The following is an 18,931-nucleotide window of genomic DNA, read 5'->3' as shown; positions in this document are numbered from 1 at the left end:
GCTGGCCGGTGGCCTAACTTTTGATGAGCGGATATGACGAAACAATTCTCCCTTTCCCGGCAACTGGCACAGGCGCTGCTGCTGGCGGCTGGCGTGGCGGCGAGCCAGGCGCATGCGGCCAAGGCCGTTCCTGCTGTTGCTGCCGGTGCGGCGCAACCGAAGCTGGTGGTGGTGCTGGTAGTGGACGGCTTGCCGCAAGAGCAGGTGACGCGCTACCGCGACCAGTTCGGCCAGGGCGGTTTCCGCCGCCTGCTGGAGCAGGGCGCGTGGTTCAGCGACGCGCACCAGGCGCATGGCATCACGGTCACGGCCATCGGCCATTCGGCCGTGCTGTCGGGCGCCTATCCGTATCAGCATGGCGTGATCGGCAATAACTGGATCGATCCCGTCACGAAAAAATCCGTGTACTGCACCGAGGATGGCAATTTCCATTACATCGGCGAAGACACGCAGCCCGACGACGGCACGGCGCCGACCAAGCTGCGCGTGAGCACCCTGGGCGACGAGTTGCGCTATTCCACGGGCGACAAGGCGAAGGTCGTCACCGTGTCGGGCAAGGACCGGGGCGCCATCCTGCTGGCCGGGAAAACGGGCACGGCGTATATGTACATGGAAAGGACGGGCAATTTCGCCAGCAGCACCTATTATATGCAGCAGCATCCGCAATGGGTGCAGCGCTACCAGGCCGCCAAACCGCAGGACCGTTATTATGGCAAGAGCTGGACGCCGCTGCTGGCCGATTCCGCCTATGCGCGCGATGCCCGCGATGATCTGGTGCCGGCCAAGCCGGGCACGCGCAACACCTTCCCGTTCGCCTACTACAGCGACAGCGGCAAGCTCGATGGCGAGTACTACAGCCGCCTGAAGGCCGGTCCCTTCCTCGATGAACTGACCTTGGAATTCGCCCGCGCCGCCATCGATGGCGAAAACCTGGGCCACAACCCGGCCGGCGTGCCCGATATCCTGGGCGTGAGCCTGTCCGCGCACGACTATGTGAACCATGCCTATGGCCCGGAAAGCAAGATGTCGCACGACCACCTGCAGCGCCTGGACCGCATGCTGGCCGGCTTCTTTACCGACCTCGATAAAAAAGTCGGTATGGACAACGTGCTGGTGGTGTTGACGGCCGACCATGGTTTTGCCAACGTGCCGGAATTTGCCGAAACGCGGGGCTTCTCGGCCAAACGCATCGATGGCGCCAAACTGGTCGATGCCTTGAACCAGCACCTGGCGACCAACCTGGGTATCGACAAGCTGGTGACGACGTCGTCGCTGCCGAATATCTACCTCGATTACGCGCTGGCGGAGAAGGGCGGCGTTAAGCGCGCCGCGCTGGAAGACGCGGCGGCCCGCTTCCTGCTGCAGCAGGACGGCCTGGCGCAAGTCTACACGCGCACGCAGATGGAAACGGGCGCCGTTGCCACGCGCATGGACACCCTGATGCGCCGCGCCTGGAACCGCCAGCTGTCGGGCGACCTGATGGTCGTGACAAAGCCGGCCTGGTACTTCGGCAAGGGCGCGGGCGGCACTTCGCACGGCACGCCGTACACGTATGACACCAACGTGCCGCTGATGGTGTTCGGCCCCCGCTGGATCAAGCCGGGCGCCTATGGCCAGTATGCGGAAGTGGTCGATATCGCTCCGACCCTGGCGCACCTGCTGCGCATACGCCAGCCGTCGGCGTCGGAAGGGCGGGTGTTGATGGAGGTGGTGCGGTAGTTCAGGCATAGAGGTGTATCATTGATGTAAAGGCCAGGCTTGCGTTTTCACGGAAGCCTGTTTTTTATTGATTTAAGAGTTGTAAGTCGACAAATATCAATAGGCACGCAAAGTTCTTGACGGATAGTGAAATTTCTTTATTTCACGATGAGGACGTCAATGAACAGTTCACTATTCAAATGTTGTTGTATGGCATTGATGTGGATTTTGCTGCCGGGGTGCGTCGTGCCACACTTCGATCATGCCTCATATGACTATTATTATGCCGTTCCCTTGAAGGCCGACAAGCCGTGGCTAAGTCTGAGCAACGGGCTTGATCTGCATGCCTATAACAAATGTGAGCATAGTGAAGTGCCGCCAAAATGTGACCCGCCGGGTTTTTGGGTGATGGAGCGACCGCAGAAGCCGGATTGGCATGAGATAGGTCGCTACAGAGTGAGCGTGTGGCATCCCGGCAAGTTGCAGTTTCAACCAATGCTTTCGGCCTATGCCAACACGACGTATCGTGCAGTTAGTCTTGTTAAAGAAGAATCACGCAAAATATATTTGCTTCGGCCTGGGTTTGGCGGTGACGAGCGCCGATCACTGGAAGGAAACGACGCTGGTGTTGTTGCAATCGATTTGCGGCCAAACGCATTATGTAGAACGGATGAGCCTGTACCACGCCTTATTGTCTTTGATGCCGATAATATATGGGTATTTGCGGAGTATGAATCAGACTGCCGAAAGGATCTGCAGGCCGATTTCGCCCCGCTTGATATATTGAACTTTGAGGACAGCGATCAGTTTAATGCTATTTTGCGTAAACCGATGAAACTGTTTTACCTCAGCTCCAGCGTGGTAGGTCAGTCAGATTTTGGTCAACCGCGCACGGTTTTACGGGATGCTGATCTCCCGAATGAAAGTACGCGCAAGACCGTGTGCTTGTCCGAGGTCGTCCGATTACAGAGCACGATGTTCCGGCTTGAGACCACACCGGCGCCACCTCTGTTGCCAGTACCGGATTATCCCAATTTTTATTGTCACTACTCAGATACGGTTATTGGTTTGAGAATGATATTTTTTGATGGTGAGAAACCATACCCCGACCTTAAATATTGTCGGCCATTTCGCGGGAAATGACATAGGCTGCGTGCTTTACAGTAGCCAATCAATCGGCAGCACCGACAGTATCGCCACCCCGATGCGCTTCCACACGCTGGTGCCCGGCTCCGTGTCGTAGCGCGTGGTGGCGCCGCTGGCGTCGCGGGCGATCCAGTACAGCGCGCCGTCGTCGCCCAGCAGTACCTGGTAGGCGCGCTGCGGGATGGTGGTGCGCATGGCTTGCCCCAGCTGGCTGGCCAGCGCGGGGCTGTCGATGACGAGGCCCATTTCCGTGTTCAATTCGATCGAGCGCGGGTCGAAGTTGAACGAGCCGACAAAGATGCGCCGGTCGTCGACGGCAAAGGTCTTCGCATGCAGGCTCGATGCGGAGCTGCCGAAGCGGCCCGGCTGTGCGCGCGCATCGCCGGCTTCCCACGAGCGGCGCGACTCGTACAGCAGCACACCCGCTTCCAGCAGCGGTTTTCTCCACTTCGCATAGCCCGCATGCACGGCCGCCACGTCGGTCGCTTCCAGCGCATTCGTCAGGATGCGCACGCCGACGCCTTTTCTTGTCAGGTCGGCGAAGGCCTGGGTGCCGGCTTTGCCGGGCACGAAATACGGCGACACCAGGTCCACTTCCTTTTCCGGCACGCCCAGCAGGTTTTTCAGGTTGTCCGCCACGCCCGTGCCTGGCCTGGCCTTGTCCAGCACTTTGGCCGGGTCGTCGCTGACCATGCGCGTCCTGGCCCATTCGAAGGGCAGGGTGCGCTCCATCATTTGTCTGACGAAGGGCGAGGTGCGCAGCGCCTGCACGTATTCCTCGGCCGCCTTGGTGTCGTCGATGCGGTCCGCTTCGGCGGCGATGGTGGCCGCGTCGCCCTCGACAGGGCTGGTCAGCAGCAGGCTGGCCGGGTAGGCCGAGGCGCTGTTCCAGTAGCGGTCGAAATCGCGCGAAACGTCGTCGACGACGGGGCCGACGGCCAGCACGTCCAGGTCGGCAAACAGCACGTCGCCGGCCGCGCCAAAATATTCGTCGCCCACATTACGCCCGCCGACGATGGTGGCCTGGTTATCGGCCGTAAACGATTTGTTGTGCATGCGCCGGTTGAGGCGGGAAAAATCGGTGGCAAAGGCCAGCGCGCGCGGCGCGCGGGGCACGAAGGGATTGAACAGGCGGATTTCCAGGTTGTGCTGTTTGCCCAGCATCGCCAGGGTCTGGTCCAGGCCCGTCGTGTTGTTATCGTCGAGCAGCAGGCGCACGCGCACGCCCCGCTCGGCCGCCTGGCGCAGGGCGTCGAACAGCAGGGTGCCCGTGATGTCCTTGTGCCAGATGTAGTACTGCACGTCCAGGCTGCGCTGGGCGGCGGCGGCCAGCAGGGCGCGCGCGGCAAAGGCGTCGCGTCCATCGGCGAGCGGGTAAATGCCGGACACGCCGGGATGCTGCGCCACCATGGGCGCAATGGCCGTGGCCAGTTGGGTGTGCTTTGTGTCGGCGATGACGCTGGATGCCATGCGGCCTTCCAGCGAAGGCAACGAGGCGCAGCCGGCGAGGACGGCGGACAGCAGCAGTGGCAGCAGCAGCCGGGTGGCGCTGCGGAAGGGAAGTGCTTGGGCGGACATGGCGGGCTTTCATCGGGTTGCCCCGATGTTAGCAGATGCGCATGCCCGCACGGGGCGAGGTGTTACAACTGTTCCAGCGCGATCAGTTCGGCCACCGTCTGGCGGCGGCGGATCAGGCGGGATTGTTCTCCGTCGACCAGGAATTCGGCCGCATGGGGACGGCTGTTGTAGTTCGACGACATCGACGCGCCATACGCGCCGGCGCCTTCGAAGACGACGTAGTCGCCTACCTGCGCGGCCGGCAGGAGGCGTGTTTCGACCACGCCGCCGTCGCGCTGGGTGAAGACGTCGCCCGATTCGCACAGGGGGCCGCCGACGACGGTAGCGCGCTGCATGTCCAGTGCGCGGCCGTCATGCGCGATGACCGACATTTCATGGTAGCTGCCGTACATGGCAGGGCGCATCAGTTCATTGAAGCCCGTATCGAGCAAGGTGAAGTGGTTGCCGCCCATTTGCTTGGTGGCGCGTACTTCGGCCACCAGCAAGCCCGCGTCGGCCACGAGGAAGCGGCCCGGTTCGATTTCCAGGTGCACGGGATGGCCCAGGTGCGCCTCGATTTGCTTGCGCGCCGCATCCCATAGCTGGAAGTAGTGGTCCGTGTCGACCGGCTGCTCGCCTTCGCGATAGGGTACGGACAGGCCGCCGCCCGTGGAAATGGCTTCGATGTCGTGGCCCATGTTTTTCACCAGGTCGACCATGGTGCCGCAGACGGTTTCCAGGTGGCTGTAGTCGACGCCCGAGCCGATGTGCATGTGCAGGCCCACCAGGTGCAAGCCATGTGCGCGGATGACGGCCAGTGCCTCCGGCAGCTCTTCGTGCCAGATACCGTGCTTGCTGTTTTCGCCGCCCGTATTGGTCTTGTTGCTGTGGCCATGGCCGTAGCCCGGATTGATGCGCAGCCAGACGCGGTGGCCGGGCGACACGGGGCCCAGTTGGCGCAGCATGTCGACGGAGCCGCAATTGACTTCGATCTTCGCCGCCGCCACGCGCGCCAGGGTGGCGCGGTCGAACAGGTCGCAGGTGAAGACCACGCCGGCGGCGCCATTCGTTTGCGCCGGCGCAAAGCCTGCCTGCAGCGCGCGCTCGATCTCGCCTAGCGAGACGGCGTCCACGTGCACGCCCGCTTCGCGCATCAGGGTGAGCAGGTGGATGTTCGAATTGGCCTTTTGCGCGAAGCGCACCGTGTCGAACTGCGCTAGCTGCGCGATGCGCGCGCGGATGGTGGCCGCGTCATACACCCACAGGGGCGTGCCGTGTTCCTGGGCGAGTTGGGCGAGGGTCTGGTCGGTGACGGGCTTCATCGTGTGCTTTCGGTGGAATGAGGAGATAGCGCATGATGGCTGATTGTACTTCGACTATAAAATATCTATTTGGGCCTACCTTATTCATTTATGATATGACCATGACTATCTCCCTGCGCCATATCGAGGTCTTTCGCGCCATCATGACGACGGGCAGCGTGACGGCCGCCGCCGCCATGCTGCATACGTCGCAGCCCACCGTCAGCCGCGAGCTGGCGCGCTTGGAACACTTGACGGGCCTGACCCTGTTCGAGCGCGAGCGGGGGCGGCTGCGTCCCACGGCCCAGGCGCTGCAGCTGTTCGAGGAAGTGCAGCGCGCGTATTTCGGCCTGGAGCGCATCATCAGCACGGCGGCGGCCTTGCGCCAGTTCGACCAGGGGCAGCTGTCGATCGCCTGTCTGCCCGTGTTTTCCCAGTCGCTGCTGCCGCAGGCGTGCAAGCGTTTCGTCGCCGATTTTCCCAAGGTGAGCATCAGCATCACGCCGCAGGAGTCGCCGCTGCTGGAAGAGTGGCTGTCGGCGCAGCGCCACGATATCGGCCTGACGGAAGTGGGCAATGCGCCGCCGGGCACCGCGCTCGATACATTGATGTCCGTCGATGAAGTGTGTGTGCTGCCCGACGGCCATGCGCTCGCCGGAAAGGCCGTGCTGCAGCCGGCGGACTTCGCAGGCCAGCCTTTCATCAGTTTGGCCGCCGTCGACCCCTACCGCCAGCAGATCGACGCCATCTTCGCGCAGGCGGGCGTGGAGCGGCGCATGGCGCTCGACACGCACAGCGCCGCCTCCGTGTGCGCGATGGTGCGCGAAGGCGTGGGGCTGGCCATCGTCAATCCGCTCACGGCCCTCGATTATGCGGGGCAGGGCTTGCAGATCCGCCGCTTCGGCGTTTCCTTGCCGTTCACGGTGAATCTCGTGAAACCTTTGCACCGGCCCCTGTCGCAACTCGTCGCCCTGTTCGAGCAGGCGCTGCATGCGCAGGCGGCGGAGGTGAAAAGGCGCTTGCTGCAGCTGTGACGGTGCTTGTGGAGCGGCGGCGGTCAACAGAGTAAAATGGCGTTTTACTTATTCAAGCCTGACTACTTCGATGACCACAACCGCTACTCCCGTCCGCACCCGTTTCGCTCCCAGCCCGACCGGCTATCTGCACTTGGGCGGCGCCCGCACCGCTTTGTACAGCTGGGCGTATGCCCGCCACTTCGGCGGCACCTTCGTGCTGCGCATCGAAGACACGGACGTGGAGCGTTCCACGCCGGAAGCCGTGCAAGCCATCATCGAAGGCATGAAGTGGCTGGGCCTGGACCACGACGAAGGCCCGTTCTACCAGATGCAGCGCATGGACCGCTACCGCGAAGTGGTGGCGCAGATGCTGCTTGAGGGCACGGCATATCACTGCTACTCGTCGCCGGAAGAAGTCGAAGCGATGCGCGAGCGCATGCGCGCCGCCGGTGAAAAGCCGCGCTACGACGGCACCTGGCGTCCGGAGTCGGGCAAGACCCTGCCGGCCGTGCCGGCCGACCGCAAGCCCGTCGTGCGTTTCAAGAACCCGCTCGATGGCGACGTGACGTGGGACGATGTGGTCAAGGGCACGATCACGATTTCCAACCGCGAGCTGGACGACCTGGTGATCGCCCGCCCTGACGGCACGCCGACATACAACTTCTGCGTGGCCGTCGATGACTGGGACATGCAGATCACGCACGTGATCCGCGGCGACGACCATGTCAACAACACTCCGCGCCAGATCAACATCCTGCGCGCCATCGGCGCACCGCTGCCGCTGTACGGTCACTTGCCGATGATCCTGGGCGCGGATGGCGAGAAGCTGTCGAAGCGCCATGGCGCCGTCAGCGTGATGGATTACCCGGCGCAGGGCTTCCTGCCGGAAGCGATGCTGAACTACCTGGCGCGCCTGGGCTGGAGCCATGGCGACGATGAAGTGTTCTCGACCGAGCAGTTCTGCGAGTGGTTCAACCTGAACCACCTGTCGAAATCGGCGGCCCAGTTCAACAATGAAAAACTGGCCTGGCTGAACAACCACTATATCAAGCAGGCCGACAATACCCGCCTGGCCGACCTGGCGCGTCCGCAAATGGTCGCCGCCGGCGCCGTCTTCGAAGGCGCGCCGGACCTGGCGCAAGTGCTGGGCATGATGAAAGAGCGGGCCAACACCGTCAATGAGCTGGCTGCCGCCTCGATGCTGTTCTTCCGCGAACCGCAGCCGGAAGCGGAACTGGTCACGCAGCACATCACGGATGCCATCAAGCCCGTGCTGGTGCAGTTTGCCGAGCGTATCGCCACGGTGGAGTGGAGCAAGGAAGCCGTCGCCGCCATGATCAAGGAAGTGCTGGCCGCGAACGCCATCAAGATGCCGCTGCTGGCCATGCCCTTGCGTTTGATCTTGACGGGCCAGCTGCAGACGCCTGCCATCGACCAGGTGGTGGTGATTTTCGGCCGCGAGACCGTGCTGGCGCGCCTGGCAAAGTGGCTGTAATCGCCGCGCCGAATTGAGCGTGTAAATGCGGTGTGGAAACCGCCCCTATGAAAAGTTGCTCATAGACGAAAAAGGGTATTTGCAGAGTGAAACTTCTTTGCTATACTCTTGTTTCTGCACCAACGGGGGTATAGCTCAGCTGGGAGAGCGCTTGCATGGCATGCAAGAGGTCAGCGGTTCGATCCCGCTTACCTCCACCAGCAGCAAAATCGCAGTCAGGTTTTGTTAGTCGTTGAAGTGGTGCAGATGTTGTTTGGAAGTTCCGCGGTCCCCATCGTCTAGAGGCCTAGGACATCACCCTTTCACGGTGAGTACAGGGGTTCGAATCCCCTTGGGGACGCCAGGTAGTTGTGATATAGTAGTGGCAGTTGTTTGTACTGATTGTTGTAAGTTCAGGCCCGTAAAAAGCGGAATCTGGATGGAAAGCAAGTAGTGGAACAAAGTCGCCAAGTGCGGCTTTTATTATTTCTGCGCCCGGGGGGTATAGCTCAGCTGGGAGAGCGCTTGCATGGCATGCAAGAGGTCAGCGGTTCGATCCCGCTTACCTCCACCAACAGCGCAGAAGTAAGGTGGTAAAACTGTAGTACCGAGGTCCCCATCGTCTAGAGGCCTAGGACATCACCCTTTCACGGTGAGTACAGGGGTTCGAATCCCCTTGGGGACGCCAGTTCAGTCTGGTGTTGTAGTTGTAAAGAAGTAGCAGTGTTTCTGCGCCCGGGGGGTATAGCTCAGCTGGGAGAGCGCTTGCATGGCATGCAAGAGGTCAGCGGTTCGATCCCGCTTACCTCCACCAACAGCGCAGAAACAGGTAGTAAATAAATCAAAGTCGCCTTGAGCGGCTTTTTTTATTTGTGCTGGTGGTTTCTTCGCTCGAGGGAATATGGCTAAGCTGTTAGTGCGCTTGCATGGCATGCAAGAGGTCAGTGGTTGGCTCCCGCAAACCTCCGCCAACAGTGCAGAAACAGGTAGTGAATAAATCAAAGTCGCCTCGGGCGGCTTTTTTTGTGCCTATTGGTTGCATGGATATAACTGACAGTGATTTGCGGAGTGGTTACATTTGGCAGGCGGCTTGATTTCATCATGCCCGCGGATAAAAAATGGACCATTACACTGAGGAGACAGGATGCACCGCGTATTTGCCAGTTTTTTTCTTGCTGCCGTTATGCGCGTTCCCGCGCACGCGGAGGCGCCGCCTGCGGCGAAATTCGATCCCGGTGCGCTGAAGTTGCAAAAGGGGCCGTTCAATGACGTGCTGGTGCTCGGTTCGCCCCATTTGGCGCAATTGCCAAAGCCGTTTGATCCGTCTCAATTGAGCTTGCTCAACGAGCGCCTGGCGGGCTGGCGGCCGGATGCGATCGCGATCGAGGCGCTTTCCGGCTTGCAATGCGCTTACCTGCGCGCCTATCCGCAGCGCTATGACGATACAGTGAAAGCGTATTGCTATGACACTTCCGCCGCGCGGGCCGCCACGGGGCTCGATGTGGTGGCGGCCACGGCGCAGGCCGAGCGTTTGCTGGCCGCCTGGCCGGCGGCGCCGTCCGCCGCCCAGCGGCGCACGTTGGCTTCCCTGTTCCTGGCCGGTGGCGAGCGTGCATCGGCGCTGGTGCAATGGCTGCGCCTGCCCGCGGATGAGCGGCGCGCCGGTGACGGCGTGAGCGAGCCCCTGGCCGCGAACCTCAATTCCCTGCTGGGGCAGCGCAACGAGAGTTATCAGATTGCTGCCGTGCTGGCGGCGAAGGGCGGGCACGAGCGGGTGCATGCCATGGATGACCATACGTCCGATATGCCTGTCGACGATGAAAAGGCGTATGCCAAGGCGATCAGGGCGGCCTGGAATAATTCCTCTTCGGCCGAGCGCAAGCGCATTCATGCCGGGTTTGAGGAGCAATGGAATACGCCCGCCGGTGTGCTGGCGATCTACCGCGCCTATAACGGACGCGCAGAGGCGGACCTGGCCTTCCGCGGCGACTTTGGCGCGGCGCTGGAAGAACCGTCGCCGCAGCGTTATGGCCGCAACTACGTGGCCTCCTGGGAGGTGCGCAACTTGCGCATGGCGTCGAATATCCGCGAAATCATGGCGGCGCGCCCGGGCATGCGCGTGCTGGTCATCGTCGGCGCATCCCACAAGGGCTACCTGGAGGCGTATCTGGGCCAGATGCATGACGTGCGCATCGCCAGTACGGGCGATATCTTGCGTTAAGGAATGCTTTTGCCGCGCCAGGTGGTTGGCGCGGTTTTCCCTGCGTGCCTGGCGTGCCACTGCTTTCCATATCTTCCTGCCATCATCCTGTCTCCATAGGGGGCAAAGATACAAATAAGGTGGAAAAAAGAAGGCCGGCAGTTGATTTCGTGAATCGCTTCGTGTTAAACTTCGCGCACGCTTTTTTGAGGGGCTAAGTAAAGCCTTCAACGAAGAGTCCGCTGAGAGTAAAGCCAGCACAGGTCCCCATCGTCTAGAGGCCTAGGACATCACCCTTTCACGGTGAGTACAGGGGTTCGAATCCCCTTGGGGACGCCAGGATTTAGTTGTAAAGTAAGAGTGCAGTGCTGAATGGGCCTGACAAGTCAGGCTTTTTTTGTTTCTGCAATATTGCTGCAGTACCGGGTCAGGATGCATTTAGTGCATTCAGGACAGATTTCTGTCCCCATCGTCTAGAGGCCTAGGACATCACCCTTTCACGGTGAGTACAGGGGTTCGAATCCCCTTGGGGACGCCAGATTCGCAAGCAGTAACAGGTCGGGATGCGGAATAGTGCATTCAGGACAGATTTTCTGTCCCCATCGTCTAGAGGCCTAGGACATCACCCTTTCACGGTGAGTACAGGGGTTCGAATCCCCTTGGGGACGCCAGACCGGCTGAATCAGCCAACAAAAAAGCCGCCTGGTAACAGTGCGGCTTTTTTGTTATGGGCTGCCATGCCACTTTTTTCTTCCCCTTTGAATATGCCATTAGCTACCGATCGCGCGCCAACCTTGGCCATCTTCTGCAAAGTCGTCGACAACTACGGCGATATCGGCATTTGCTGGCGCCTGGCGCGGCAGTTGAGCGGCGAGCATGGCGTGGCTGTCACCCTGTGGGTCGATGATTTGCCGAGTTTCCGGCGCATCTGTCCGGAAATCGACGTGGCGGCGCCAGTGCAGCAGACCGGCGGCGTCACGGTGCGCCACTGGCGCGACCAGGAGGGCGCATTCGCGCCGGCCGACGTCGCCGACATCGTCATCGAATTCTTTGCCTGCGACATTCCTCCCGGCTATATCGCCGCCATGGCGCAATGCGCGCCGCATCCCGTGTGGCTGAACCTGGAAGGCTTGACGGCGGAAGAGTGGGTCGAGGGTTGCCACGCGCTGACGTCGCCGCGCCACGGCATGATCAAGCATTTCTTCTTTCCCGGCTTCACGAACAAGACGGGCGGCCTGCTGCGCGAAGCGGCGCTGGACGAGAAAAGGCTGGCGTTCCAGGCCGATGCGGGCGCCATGGCGGCATTCCTCGGGCAATTCGGCGTGACGGCGGCGGAAATGTCCGCCTTGAAAATATCGCTGTTCTGCTACCCGTCCGCCCCGGTCGCCGAGCTGTTTGCGGCCTGGCAGGCGGGCAGCGAGCCCGTGACGTGTCTGGTGCCGGAAGGCGTCGCGTTCGATGCCGTTCAGGCGTTTATCGGCGACGATGCGGCGCTGGCCGGCGCGGCGCGCACGCGCGGCGCGCTCACCGTACGGGTGCTGCCGTTCGTGCCGCAAGACGATTACGACCGCCTGCTGTGGGCTTGCGACGTCAATTTTGTGCGCGGCGAGGATTCCTTCGTGCGCGCCCAATGGGCTGGCCAGCCGTTTCTTTGGCATATCTATCTGCAGGATGAAAACTTGCATCACGTGAAATTGCGCGCCTTCCTGCAGCGCTATGCGGCCGATGCGGACGGCGCCATCGACAGCCTGGTGCAGGCGGCGTTGGCCTGGAATGGCGCCAGCGCGGATGCCTTGCCATGGGCGCAGCTGTGGCCCGCTCTGCAAGCCGACCTGCCGCGCATCCGGGCGCGCGCGCAGGCCTGGCAGCGGCAGATGCAGGCCAATGGCGATCTGGCCAGTAACCTGCTGGCGTTCGCTGGCGCGACGAGATAGGCGCTTGCCAAAAATTAAGGTAAAATGCCCGGTTATTTCTAACGTATTTTTAACCGATCAAACGCAAGCTTGCGGCGCCGATGGCGCACAGGCGGCAGATGGTCTTCATGCAACCCACTTTTTACGTACATTCCTATGAAACCCGCAAAAGAAATTCGTGTTGGCAATATCATCATGGTCGACAGCAAGCCAATGATCGTGTTGCGTTCTGATGTCAACGGTTCGAGCCGCACGGGCTTCACCTACAAATGGAAGATGAAAAATCTTCTGACGAACACCCCGATGGAAAACGTGTTCCGCGGCGACGACAAGTTTGACGTTGTTGTTCTGGATAAAAAGCCAGTGACGTATTCGTACTTCGCCGACCCGCTGTTCGTGTTCATGGACACCGAGTACAACCAGTACGAAATCGAAGAAGAAAACCTGGGCGAAGCGCTGAACTACCTGAAAGATGGCATGGAATGCGAAGCCATTTTCTACGACGGCAAAGCTATCTCCGTTGAACTGCCTACGACCATCGCCCGTCAAGTGGTGTACTCGGAGCCAGCGGTCAAGGGCAATACTTCGGGCAACGTCCTGAAAGAAGCCAAGATCGAAAACGCCATCGACGCACACCGCCACACCGTGCAAGTGCCGCTGTTCGTGGCACAGGACGACGTCATCGAAATCGACACCCGTACCAACGAATACAAGCGTGTCGTACGCAACTGATAGATTCTTGCACTGCGCTGCGCGCATGGCCCGGCAGATGCCGGTCTGGTTTGCCTCAGTGCTGGATCACCAAGAAACGCTGCCTTCGGGCGGCGTTTTTTTTGCTTAAAAAATAATTCCCTTCAACAACAATTGTGTTGCAAGGACTGCTATGCTATGGCTAGAACATTATTGCGGTAGAAACATTGAAGTTTCCTGGAGATAGCATGCAGCGCAGTCAGATGTTACGCAGTGGCGCGTCCCGGGGCGTGGCGCGTCCCGTATTGGCCCGTGCCACGGCGCCCGCCAGCCCCATGGCCCATCTGCTCGATGCGGGCGTGTTGCCGCAACAGCAGATGATGCAGGCGGGCAAACTCAGTTCCCATGCGCTGACGTCGCAGTACCTGGGGCGCATCCGTTCCCTGTGCAGCATCGGCGCGCGCGCCTATCCCGGCATTGAAATCAACCCCGATGCGCTGAAAATCGCCCTGGAAATGGACCGCGAACGGCAGGTGCACAAGGTGCGCGGCCCCTTGCATGGCATTCCCGTCGTCTTGCGCGACAATATCGCCACGGGCGACCGCATGAAGACGCGCACGCAGGCGCCCCTGGCCACGCATGCCAGCTGCGATTCCTTTGTGGCGGCGCGCTTGCGCGCAGCCGGCGCCGTCATCATCGGCAAAAGCAATTTGCGCCAATGGGCTGCCGTCAGCGTGCCGCATGCGAGTGCCAGCTGGGCCGGGCTGACCATCCTCGCCGTCGACAGCGCGGCGGACGGTTCCATCGTCGCGCCGGCTTCAAACTGCGGCCTGGTCGCCATCAAGCCCACGGGCAGGGCTGCCGCGGGGCAGGGCGGCGAGCCGGCCACGGCCGGACCGATGGCGCCCAGCGTGCGCGAGGCGGCCTGGCTGCTCGCGGCCCTGAGCGGCGAACGCCTGGCCGATGGCGTGGTGTTGGATGCCGCCGGCTTGCATGGGCGCCGCATCGGCGTGGCGCGCAGCCTGTTCGGCCTGTGCGCCGGGACCGATGCCGTGATCGGGCAGGCGCTGCTGGCGTTGCGCGAGCAGGGCGCGGAATTGATCGAGATGCCGCCCGCGACCGGGCCCGGCGGCATCGAAGCGCTGCTGGGCTCGCACAGCCTCGATGCGCTGGTGGGACCCACCTGCCATGGCGTGGCGCAGGCGCCGTCGGCCTTGCCGCATATTACGGTGCCGGCCGGCGTGGCCGGGGGCTTGCCGGTCGGCTTGTCCTTCATCGGCCCTGCGCACGGCGACATGCAACTCATCGCGATGGCGTATGCCTATGAGCAGGCGACTTTGCACCGGCGCACGCCCGCGCTGCCGTCGAGCATTACCCTGGCGTTGCGCCTGCCATGATGATTTTTTTCGTTTTCTTTCGATAAACTATGCTTGCAACCTTGCTGCTGACTGCGGCCGTGACGGCCATTCCGACTCCTTTTGATGCCGCGCAATTGTCTGGCAGCTGGTCCGACAGCGTCAATACGAATAGCGTTTGCGAAGAAGCGCGGCACTTTACGCGCATGCAGCTGTCTGACGATCATCGGCGGCTGGCGATCTTCAGCGACCGGACGTGGAAAAGCAAGCTGGGGGAAACCAACCGCTTTGCCGCGACGGTGGTGGCGGAAACGGAGCACAGCCTGACTTTACGCTATGACAATGAAACCCGCCTCAATGCCGCTGGCAAGCTGGTGGAGTGGCAGTTGATCATCGTCGCGCCCGGCGTGTACCGCTGGCGCGAGACGGGATGGGCGGAAGGCAAGGTCAACGGGGTCGTCGGTATCCGCTGTTCTCCCTGAGACGGGCGCACAAGCATGCCATTCTGCTATGCTGCTGGCATTATTGAATGCTTTTAGGAGATTGCATGTCCGCACGTTTGTTCCTGCCCCTGTTCCTGGGCGCCGCCGTGGCGCTGGCCACCCTGCCGGCGCACGCGCGTACGCCGCAACTGTCGCTGATCGAGCAGGCGCAAAGCTGCGACGGCGGCCACACCTGCCCATACTTCCCCGACGTCTACAAGGCGGACTACGCCTTTCGCAAGGCCTTCAATATCGGCCTGAAGAAGGCTGGCCTGAAGCGGCAGCGCTGGGTGCCGAATGGTGTGGCGAGTCCGCTCAAGCCCGTCGAGATCGACGGCAAGGCGCGTCTGCTGAGCAGTGTCTGCGAACCGCACAATTGCGGCCACCGCTACTCCATCCTGTACGACCCGGCCGAGCGCAGCATGACGGGCGTGTATATCGGCAGCGATGGCAAGGGCGGCTCGCGCACCGTCTACTTCGGCGAACCCAGCATCGCCGAAGCCGACATGTTGTTCAAGAACTGATGCACGCGCCACTGCGCATTTCCAGCGAACGCGGCGAGCTGGACGTGGCCATGATCCACCGCTACCTGAGCGAACAGTCGTACTGGAAGCGCGGCGTGGCGCTGGAAACGGTGCGCAAGGGCATCGCCAACGCGCTGTGTTTCGGCGGTTATGTTGATGGCCAGCAAGTGGCGTTCGCCCGGGTCATCACCGATTACACGGATTTTGCCTACCTGCGCGACGTGTTTGTGCTGCCGCAATACCAGGGCCGCGGCTATGGCAAGCAGATCGTGGCCGCCGCGCTCGACGATGCGCGTGTGCGCGATGTCGTCTGGATGCTGGGCACCGATGACGCGCATGGCCTGTATGCAAGCTTTGGTTTTGCGCCACTGGAGGCGCCACACAAGTACATGCGCCGTCCTGCGGCGTGAGAATTATCAAAACAACCTTTAAGTGTCAAGAGAACTATTAACATTATTGTACGCAATAATGTTGCATTGATAATGACATCATGTCATTATGCGCGCTCTGCAGCTTACGCAGCGGTGCGTTGCTGGTGCTGTGCTTTGCCGTCGCTATCTGGCGGGGCAAAGGTGGTGAGCGGTCCGATTGGTCGTCCCTGGCACGTTTTCTCGTCACTTTAAAGGAATACATCATGAAACAATATGGCGCCGAATTTCTCGGCACGTTCTGGCTGGTCTTCGGCGGTTGCGGCAGCGCCGTGCTGGCCGCCGCCTTTCCCGGCCTTGGCATCGGCTTTGCCGGCGTAGCGCTGGCCTTTGGCCTGACGGTGCTGACCATGGCTTACGCCATCGGCCACATCTCGGGCTGCCACCTGAATCCTGCCGTCTCGATCGGCCTGTGGGCCGGCGGCCGCTTCCCCGCCAATCAACTGTTGCCATACATCATTGCGCAAGTGCTGGGCGCCATCGTGGCCGGCGGCGTGCTGTACGTGATCGCCAGCGGCCAGGCCGGTTTCGATGTCAGCAAGGGCTTTGCCTCGAACGGCTTCGGCGCCCATTCGCCGGGCGGCTATTCGATGCTGTCGGCGCTGGTCATTGAAATCGTGCTGACGATGTTCTTCCTGATCGTCATCCTGGGCGCCACCGACAAGCGCGCGCCGGCCGGCTTCGCCCCGCTGCCGATCGGCCTGGCGCTGACCCTGATCCACCTGATCAGCATTCCCGTCACGAATACCTCCGTCAACCCGGCCCGTAGCACGGGCGTGGCCCTGTACGTGGGTGACTGGGCCACCAGCCAGCTGTGGCTGTTCTGGCTGGCACCCATCATCGGCGCCTTGCTGGGCGCGCTGGCCTACCGCTTGATTGCCGGCGAAAAAGAATCAGCGTGAACATGTAAAAAAAAGCAGCCCGCGGGCTGCTTTTTCATTTAGTCGGCGGCGCGCCACTCGCTCAGGTAATGCTGCGGCGTGCGGCCCAGGATGCGGCGGAACATGGCGCTGAAGGCGCTGGGGCTGGCGTAGCCCAGCGCATAGGCGATGGCCGCCACGCCTTCGCCCCGGTCCAGGCGGCAGAAGGCCTCGGCCAGGTGGACTTGCTGCAGCCATTGGCGGTAGTGCAAGCCCGTTTCCTTGGGGAATAAGCGGATCAGGGTGCGCGCGCTGGCGCCCGCATCCTGCGCCCAGTCCTCGATGCTGCGCCGGCTGCCGGGCGCGCTCATGATGGCCGAACAGACGGCCACCAGGCGGCGGTCGCGCGGCCAGGGGATGGCGATGGGTACGGTATCGGCCGCCGTCAGCTCGGACAGGATCAAATGCGCCAGCCAGTCGCCGCGGCCCGCCAGCGCATATTCGATCGGCTCGGCCAGCAAGGCCAGGATCAGCTCGCGCAACAGCCGGCTCACTTCCAGCACCTTGCAATCGGCGCCATATTGGGCCGCCACCTGCGCATCGATGTACACGGTGCGCATGCTCAGTTCGCTCAAGATGTGGACTTCATGCACTACGCCCACGGGGATCAGCAGGGCGCGCCGGGGCGGCAATATCCACACGCCGTGCTCGGTGGAGACGCGCATCACGCCTTCCGTCGCATACAGCAGCTGCGCCCGCACGTGGCTGTGCGGCGCCGTATAGTCGCCCGCCGCATATTGCCTGGACATGGCCGTCACGGGGCGCGGCACGTGCTGGTAGTCGTGCGAGCTGGTGCTGCGGCTGAACGGCACGCCATCGGGATGGGTCTGGGCGGGTTGCTGGGTGTACATGTGGGGCGCGGGTTTGTCTCTTGGTTGTCACTTGGGCGACGATTATTGGAAGTTATCAGTTCAGTGACCATACTATACTGGCTTCTTTGCCGGGCCGCCCGCCGTGCCCGATTATTGCGGATGACACATGCACACAACCACACCTGCCCCAGCATTGGCCACGCCCGTGCCGGCGGCGCCCTCGCTTCCTAGTTCCCAACAACAATCCGGTCTGGCCATGCATATCCTGGGCGCCGTCGCCTTCGTGCATTTGCTCAATGACTTGATCCAGGCATTATTGCCGTCGATTTATCCGATGCTGAAAGCCGAGTTTTCACTCAGCTTTACCCAGGTCGGCCTTATAACCCTGACGTTCCAGTGCACGGCATCGTTGTTGCAGCCCTGGATCGGCTTGTACACGGACCGTCGTCCGCTGCCGTTCCTGTTGCCTGTCGGCATGTGTTTTACCCTGGCCGGCGTGCTGATGCTGTCCATCGTCTCGACCTTCCCGACCCTGTTGATCGCGTCGGGCCTGATCGGCGTCGGTTCGTCGACTTTCCACCCGGAAGCGTCGCGCGTGGCCCGCATGGCGTCGGGCGGACGCTACGGCTTTGCCCAGTCGCTGTTCCAGGTGGGCGGCAACGTCGGTTCCGCGCTGGGTCCGTTGCTGGCGGCCGCCGTCATCGTGAATCGCGGGCAGGGCAATATCGCCTGGTTCAGCTTGCTTGCCGTGCTGGCCATCGGCGTGCTGTACAAGGTCAGCCACTGGTATAGCGGCCACCTGGCCAGCTTCAAGCCGAAGGCAGGCGGCCATGGACCGAACTTGTCGCGCAACAAGGTGATGGGGGCCCTGGGCGTGCTGGCCTTGCTGGTGTTCTCGAAATACATCTACATGGCCAGCCTGTCGAGCTATTACACGTTTTATTTGATCGACAAGTTTCACCTGTCGATCGGCGCGGCGCAACTGTACCTGTTCCTCTTCCTCGCCGCTGTGGCGGCCGGCACCTTCATGGGCGGTCCCATCGGCGACCGCATCGGCCGCAAGCGCGTGATCTGGATTTCCATCCTGGGCGCCGCGCCATTTACCCTGCTGCTGCCGTATGTCGACCTGTTCTGGACGGCTGTATTGACGGTGATCATCGGTTTCGTCATTTCTTCCGCGTTTTCCGCCATCGTTGTGTTTGCGCAAGAGCTGGTGCCGGGCAAGGTGGGCATGATCGCGGGGATCTTCTTTGGCCTGATGTTCGGCGTGTCCGGCATCGCGGCGGCCGCCATGGGCCACCTGGCCGACGTATCGGGCATCGCCTATGTGTATAAAATCTGCTCCTACCTGCCGCTGCTGGGCATCCTGACGGTGCTGCTGCCGCATATCGAGCAGGCGAAAAAATAAGCGCGCA

At 61.6% G+C, this 18,931-nt stretch carries 16 protein-coding genes and 8 tRNA genes; 21 read left to right on the top strand and 3 right to left on the bottom strand.

Annotated elements, in window-relative coordinates:
- Positions 1 to 33: 33 nt before the first annotated feature.
- Both VPH40_RS19955 and VPH40_RS19950 read left to right on the top strand, forming a co-directional pair.
- The gene (locus VPH40_RS19955; protein ID WP_328574311.1) at positions 34 to 1,719 is read left to right on the top strand and encodes an alkaline phosphatase family protein; all 1,686 of its coding nucleotides are present in this window, start codon (positions 34 to 36) and stop codon (positions 1,717 to 1,719) included.
- A 159-nt stretch (positions 1,720 to 1,878) separates the two neighbouring features.
- The gene (locus tag VPH40_RS19950; protein WP_328574310.1) at positions 1,879 to 2,841 is read left to right on the top strand and encodes a hypothetical protein; all 963 of its coding nucleotides are present in this window, start codon (positions 1,879 to 1,881) and stop codon (positions 2,839 to 2,841) included.
- A gap of 15 nt (positions 2,842 to 2,856) precedes the next feature.
- Here the strand turns inward: VPH40_RS19950 and VPH40_RS19945 are convergent, their stop codons facing one another.
- Both VPH40_RS19945 and lysA read right to left on the bottom strand, forming a co-directional pair.
- Positions 2,857 to 4,422 (bottom strand): phospholipase D family protein, encoded by a 1,566-nt coding sequence (locus VPH40_RS19945; protein WP_328574309.1) that lies wholly within the window; start codon positions 4,420 to 4,422, stop codon positions 2,857 to 2,859.
- 62 nt (positions 4,423 to 4,484) lie between these two features.
- Positions 4,485 to 5,723, bottom strand: a complete 1,239-nt coding sequence (gene lysA, locus VPH40_RS19940) for a diaminopimelate decarboxylase (protein ID WP_328574308.1) — start codon at positions 5,721 to 5,723, stop codon at positions 4,485 to 4,487.
- Positions 5,724 to 5,824: 101 nt separating this feature from the next.
- Here lysA and VPH40_RS19935 point away from each other — a divergent pair, with 101 nt between their 5' ends.
- From VPH40_RS19935 to aqpZ, 18 genes are all read left to right on the top strand, one after another.
- The gene (locus VPH40_RS19935; RefSeq protein WP_251351870.1) at positions 5,825 to 6,736 is read left to right on the top strand and encodes a LysR family transcriptional regulator; all 912 of its coding nucleotides are present in this window, start codon (positions 5,825 to 5,827) and stop codon (positions 6,734 to 6,736) included.
- A 70-nt stretch (positions 6,737 to 6,806) separates the two neighbouring features.
- Positions 6,807 to 8,213 (top strand): glutamate--tRNA ligase, encoded by a 1,407-nt coding sequence (gene gltX, locus VPH40_RS19930; protein ID WP_328574307.1) that lies wholly within the window; start codon positions 6,807 to 6,809, stop codon positions 8,211 to 8,213.
- A 124-nt stretch (positions 8,214 to 8,337) separates the two neighbouring features.
- Positions 8,338 to 8,413: transfer RNA gene (locus VPH40_RS19925), tRNA-Ala, on the top strand.
- 67 nt (positions 8,414 to 8,480) lie between these two features.
- A tRNA-Glu gene (locus VPH40_RS19920) sits at positions 8,481 to 8,556 on the top strand.
- 134 nt (positions 8,557 to 8,690) lie between these two features.
- Positions 8,691 to 8,766, top strand: a tRNA-Ala gene (locus VPH40_RS19915).
- A gap of 38 nt (positions 8,767 to 8,804) precedes the next feature.
- Positions 8,805 to 8,880: transfer RNA gene (locus VPH40_RS19910), tRNA-Glu, on the top strand.
- 50 nt (positions 8,881 to 8,930) lie between these two features.
- Positions 8,931 to 9,006 (top strand) — tRNA-Ala (locus VPH40_RS19905).
- 369 nt (positions 9,007 to 9,375) lie between these two features.
- Positions 9,376 to 10,413: a DUF5694 domain-containing protein gene (locus VPH40_RS19900; protein ID WP_328574306.1), complete on the top strand. Its 1,038-nt coding sequence runs from the start codon at positions 9,376 to 9,378 to the stop codon at positions 10,411 to 10,413.
- A 242-nt stretch (positions 10,414 to 10,655) separates the two neighbouring features.
- A tRNA-Glu gene (locus tag VPH40_RS19895) sits at positions 10,656 to 10,731 on the top strand.
- Between the two features lie 123 nt (positions 10,732 to 10,854).
- Positions 10,855 to 10,930, top strand: a tRNA-Glu gene (locus VPH40_RS19890).
- Between the two features lie 57 nt (positions 10,931 to 10,987).
- Positions 10,988 to 11,063 (top strand) — tRNA-Glu (locus tag VPH40_RS19885).
- 93 nt (positions 11,064 to 11,156) lie between these two features.
- The gene (gene earP, locus VPH40_RS19880) at positions 11,157 to 12,326 is read left to right on the top strand and encodes an elongation factor P maturation arginine rhamnosyltransferase EarP (RefSeq protein ID WP_328574305.1); all 1,170 of its coding nucleotides are present in this window, start codon (positions 11,157 to 11,159) and stop codon (positions 12,324 to 12,326) included.
- Between the two features lie 135 nt (positions 12,327 to 12,461).
- Positions 12,462 to 13,037, top strand: a complete 576-nt coding sequence (locus VPH40_RS19875; RefSeq protein WP_034758247.1) for an elongation factor P — start codon at positions 12,462 to 12,464, stop codon at positions 13,035 to 13,037.
- 206 nt (positions 13,038 to 13,243) lie between these two features.
- A complete protein-coding gene (locus VPH40_RS19870) occupies positions 13,244 to 14,392 on the top strand; it encodes an amidase family protein (protein ID WP_328574304.1) in 1,149 nt (382 codons plus the stop codon).
- A gap of 29 nt (positions 14,393 to 14,421) precedes the next feature.
- Entirely contained in the window at positions 14,422 to 14,832 is a 411-nt protein-coding gene (locus tag VPH40_RS19865) for a hypothetical protein (RefSeq protein WP_143451341.1), read from the top strand.
- Positions 14,833 to 14,897: 65 nt separating this feature from the next.
- Positions 14,898 to 15,356: an Ivy family c-type lysozyme inhibitor gene (locus VPH40_RS19860; protein WP_180278591.1), complete on the top strand. Its 459-nt coding sequence runs from the start codon at positions 14,898 to 14,900 to the stop codon at positions 15,354 to 15,356.
- Positions 15,356 to 15,766 carry a GNAT family N-acetyltransferase gene (locus VPH40_RS19855; protein WP_251351827.1) on the top strand — a complete coding sequence of 137 codons (411 nt, stop codon included), beginning with the start codon at positions 15,356 to 15,358 and terminating at the stop codon, positions 15,764 to 15,766. The genes VPH40_RS19860 and VPH40_RS19855 overlap by 1 nt, the downstream gene beginning before the upstream one ends.
- Positions 15,767 to 15,990: 224 nt before the next feature.
- Positions 15,991 to 16,686 carry an aquaporin Z gene (aqpZ, locus tag VPH40_RS19850; protein ID WP_289899133.1) on the top strand — a complete coding sequence of 232 codons (696 nt, stop codon included), beginning with the start codon at positions 15,991 to 15,993 and terminating at the stop codon, positions 16,684 to 16,686.
- A 38-nt stretch (positions 16,687 to 16,724) separates the two neighbouring features.
- Here the strand turns inward: aqpZ and VPH40_RS19845 are convergent, their stop codons facing one another.
- Entirely contained in the window at positions 16,725 to 17,555 is an 831-nt protein-coding gene (locus VPH40_RS19845) for an AraC family transcriptional regulator (protein WP_251351825.1), read from the bottom strand.
- Between the two features lie 127 nt (positions 17,556 to 17,682).
- On the opposite strand from VPH40_RS19845, the gene VPH40_RS19840 reads away from it, so the two are divergent.
- Positions 17,683 to 18,924, top strand: a complete 1,242-nt coding sequence (locus VPH40_RS19840) for an MFS transporter (RefSeq protein ID WP_099664734.1) — start codon at positions 17,683 to 17,685, stop codon at positions 18,922 to 18,924.
- The last annotated feature ends 7 nt before the right edge of the window (positions 18,925 to 18,931 follow it).

It is taken from the genome of Janthinobacterium sp. P210005 (genome assembly GCF_036231865.1).
Lineage (GTDB): Bacteria > Pseudomonadota > Gammaproteobacteria > Burkholderiales > Burkholderiaceae_D > Janthinobacterium > Janthinobacterium kumbetense.
This window is presented reverse-complemented; position numbering and strand designations above follow the sequence as displayed.

Bases quoted from the DNA above. Each gene is read 5' to 3' on its own strand.
- VPH40_RS19955 (WP_328574311.1), top strand. From the start codon at position 34: ATGACGAAACAATTCTCCCTTTCCCGGCAACTGGCACAGGCGCTGCTG.
- VPH40_RS19950 (WP_328574310.1), top strand. From the start codon at position 1,879: ATGAACAGTTCACTATTCAAATGTTGTTGTATGGCATTGATGTGGATT.
- VPH40_RS19945 (WP_328574309.1), bottom strand. From the start codon at position 4,422: ATGTCCGCCCAAGCACTTCCCTTCCGCAGCGCCACCCGGCTGCTGCTG.
- lysA (WP_328574308.1), bottom strand. From the start codon at position 5,723: ATGAAGCCCGTCACCGACCAGACCCTCGCCCAACTCGCCCAGGAACAC.
- VPH40_RS19935 (WP_251351870.1), top strand. From the start codon at position 5,825: ATGACTATCTCCCTGCGCCATATCGAGGTCTTTCGCGCCATCATGACG.
- gltX (WP_328574307.1), top strand. From the start codon at position 6,807: ATGACCACAACCGCTACTCCCGTCCGCACCCGTTTCGCTCCCAGCCCG.
- VPH40_RS19900 (WP_328574306.1), top strand. From the start codon at position 9,376: ATGCGCGTTCCCGCGCACGCGGAGGCGCCGCCTGCGGCGAAATTCGAT.
- earP (WP_328574305.1), top strand. From the start codon at position 11,157: ATGCCATTAGCTACCGATCGCGCGCCAACCTTGGCCATCTTCTGCAAA.
- VPH40_RS19875 (WP_034758247.1), top strand. From the start codon at position 12,462: ATGAAACCCGCAAAAGAAATTCGTGTTGGCAATATCATCATGGTCGAC.
- VPH40_RS19870 (WP_328574304.1), top strand. From the start codon at position 13,244: ATGCAGCGCAGTCAGATGTTACGCAGTGGCGCGTCCCGGGGCGTGGCG.
- VPH40_RS19865 (WP_143451341.1), top strand. From the start codon at position 14,422: ATGCTTGCAACCTTGCTGCTGACTGCGGCCGTGACGGCCATTCCGACT.
- VPH40_RS19860 (WP_180278591.1), top strand. From the start codon at position 14,898: ATGTCCGCACGTTTGTTCCTGCCCCTGTTCCTGGGCGCCGCCGTGGCG.
- VPH40_RS19855 (WP_251351827.1), top strand. From the start codon at position 15,356: ATGCACGCGCCACTGCGCATTTCCAGCGAACGCGGCGAGCTGGACGTG.
- aqpZ (WP_289899133.1), top strand. From the start codon at position 15,991: ATGAAACAATATGGCGCCGAATTTCTCGGCACGTTCTGGCTGGTCTTC.
- VPH40_RS19845 (WP_251351825.1), bottom strand. From the start codon at position 17,555: ATGTACACCCAGCAACCCGCCCAGACCCATCCCGATGGCGTGCCGTTC.
- VPH40_RS19840 (WP_099664734.1), top strand. From the start codon at position 17,683: ATGCACACAACCACACCTGCCCCAGCATTGGCCACGCCCGTGCCGGCG.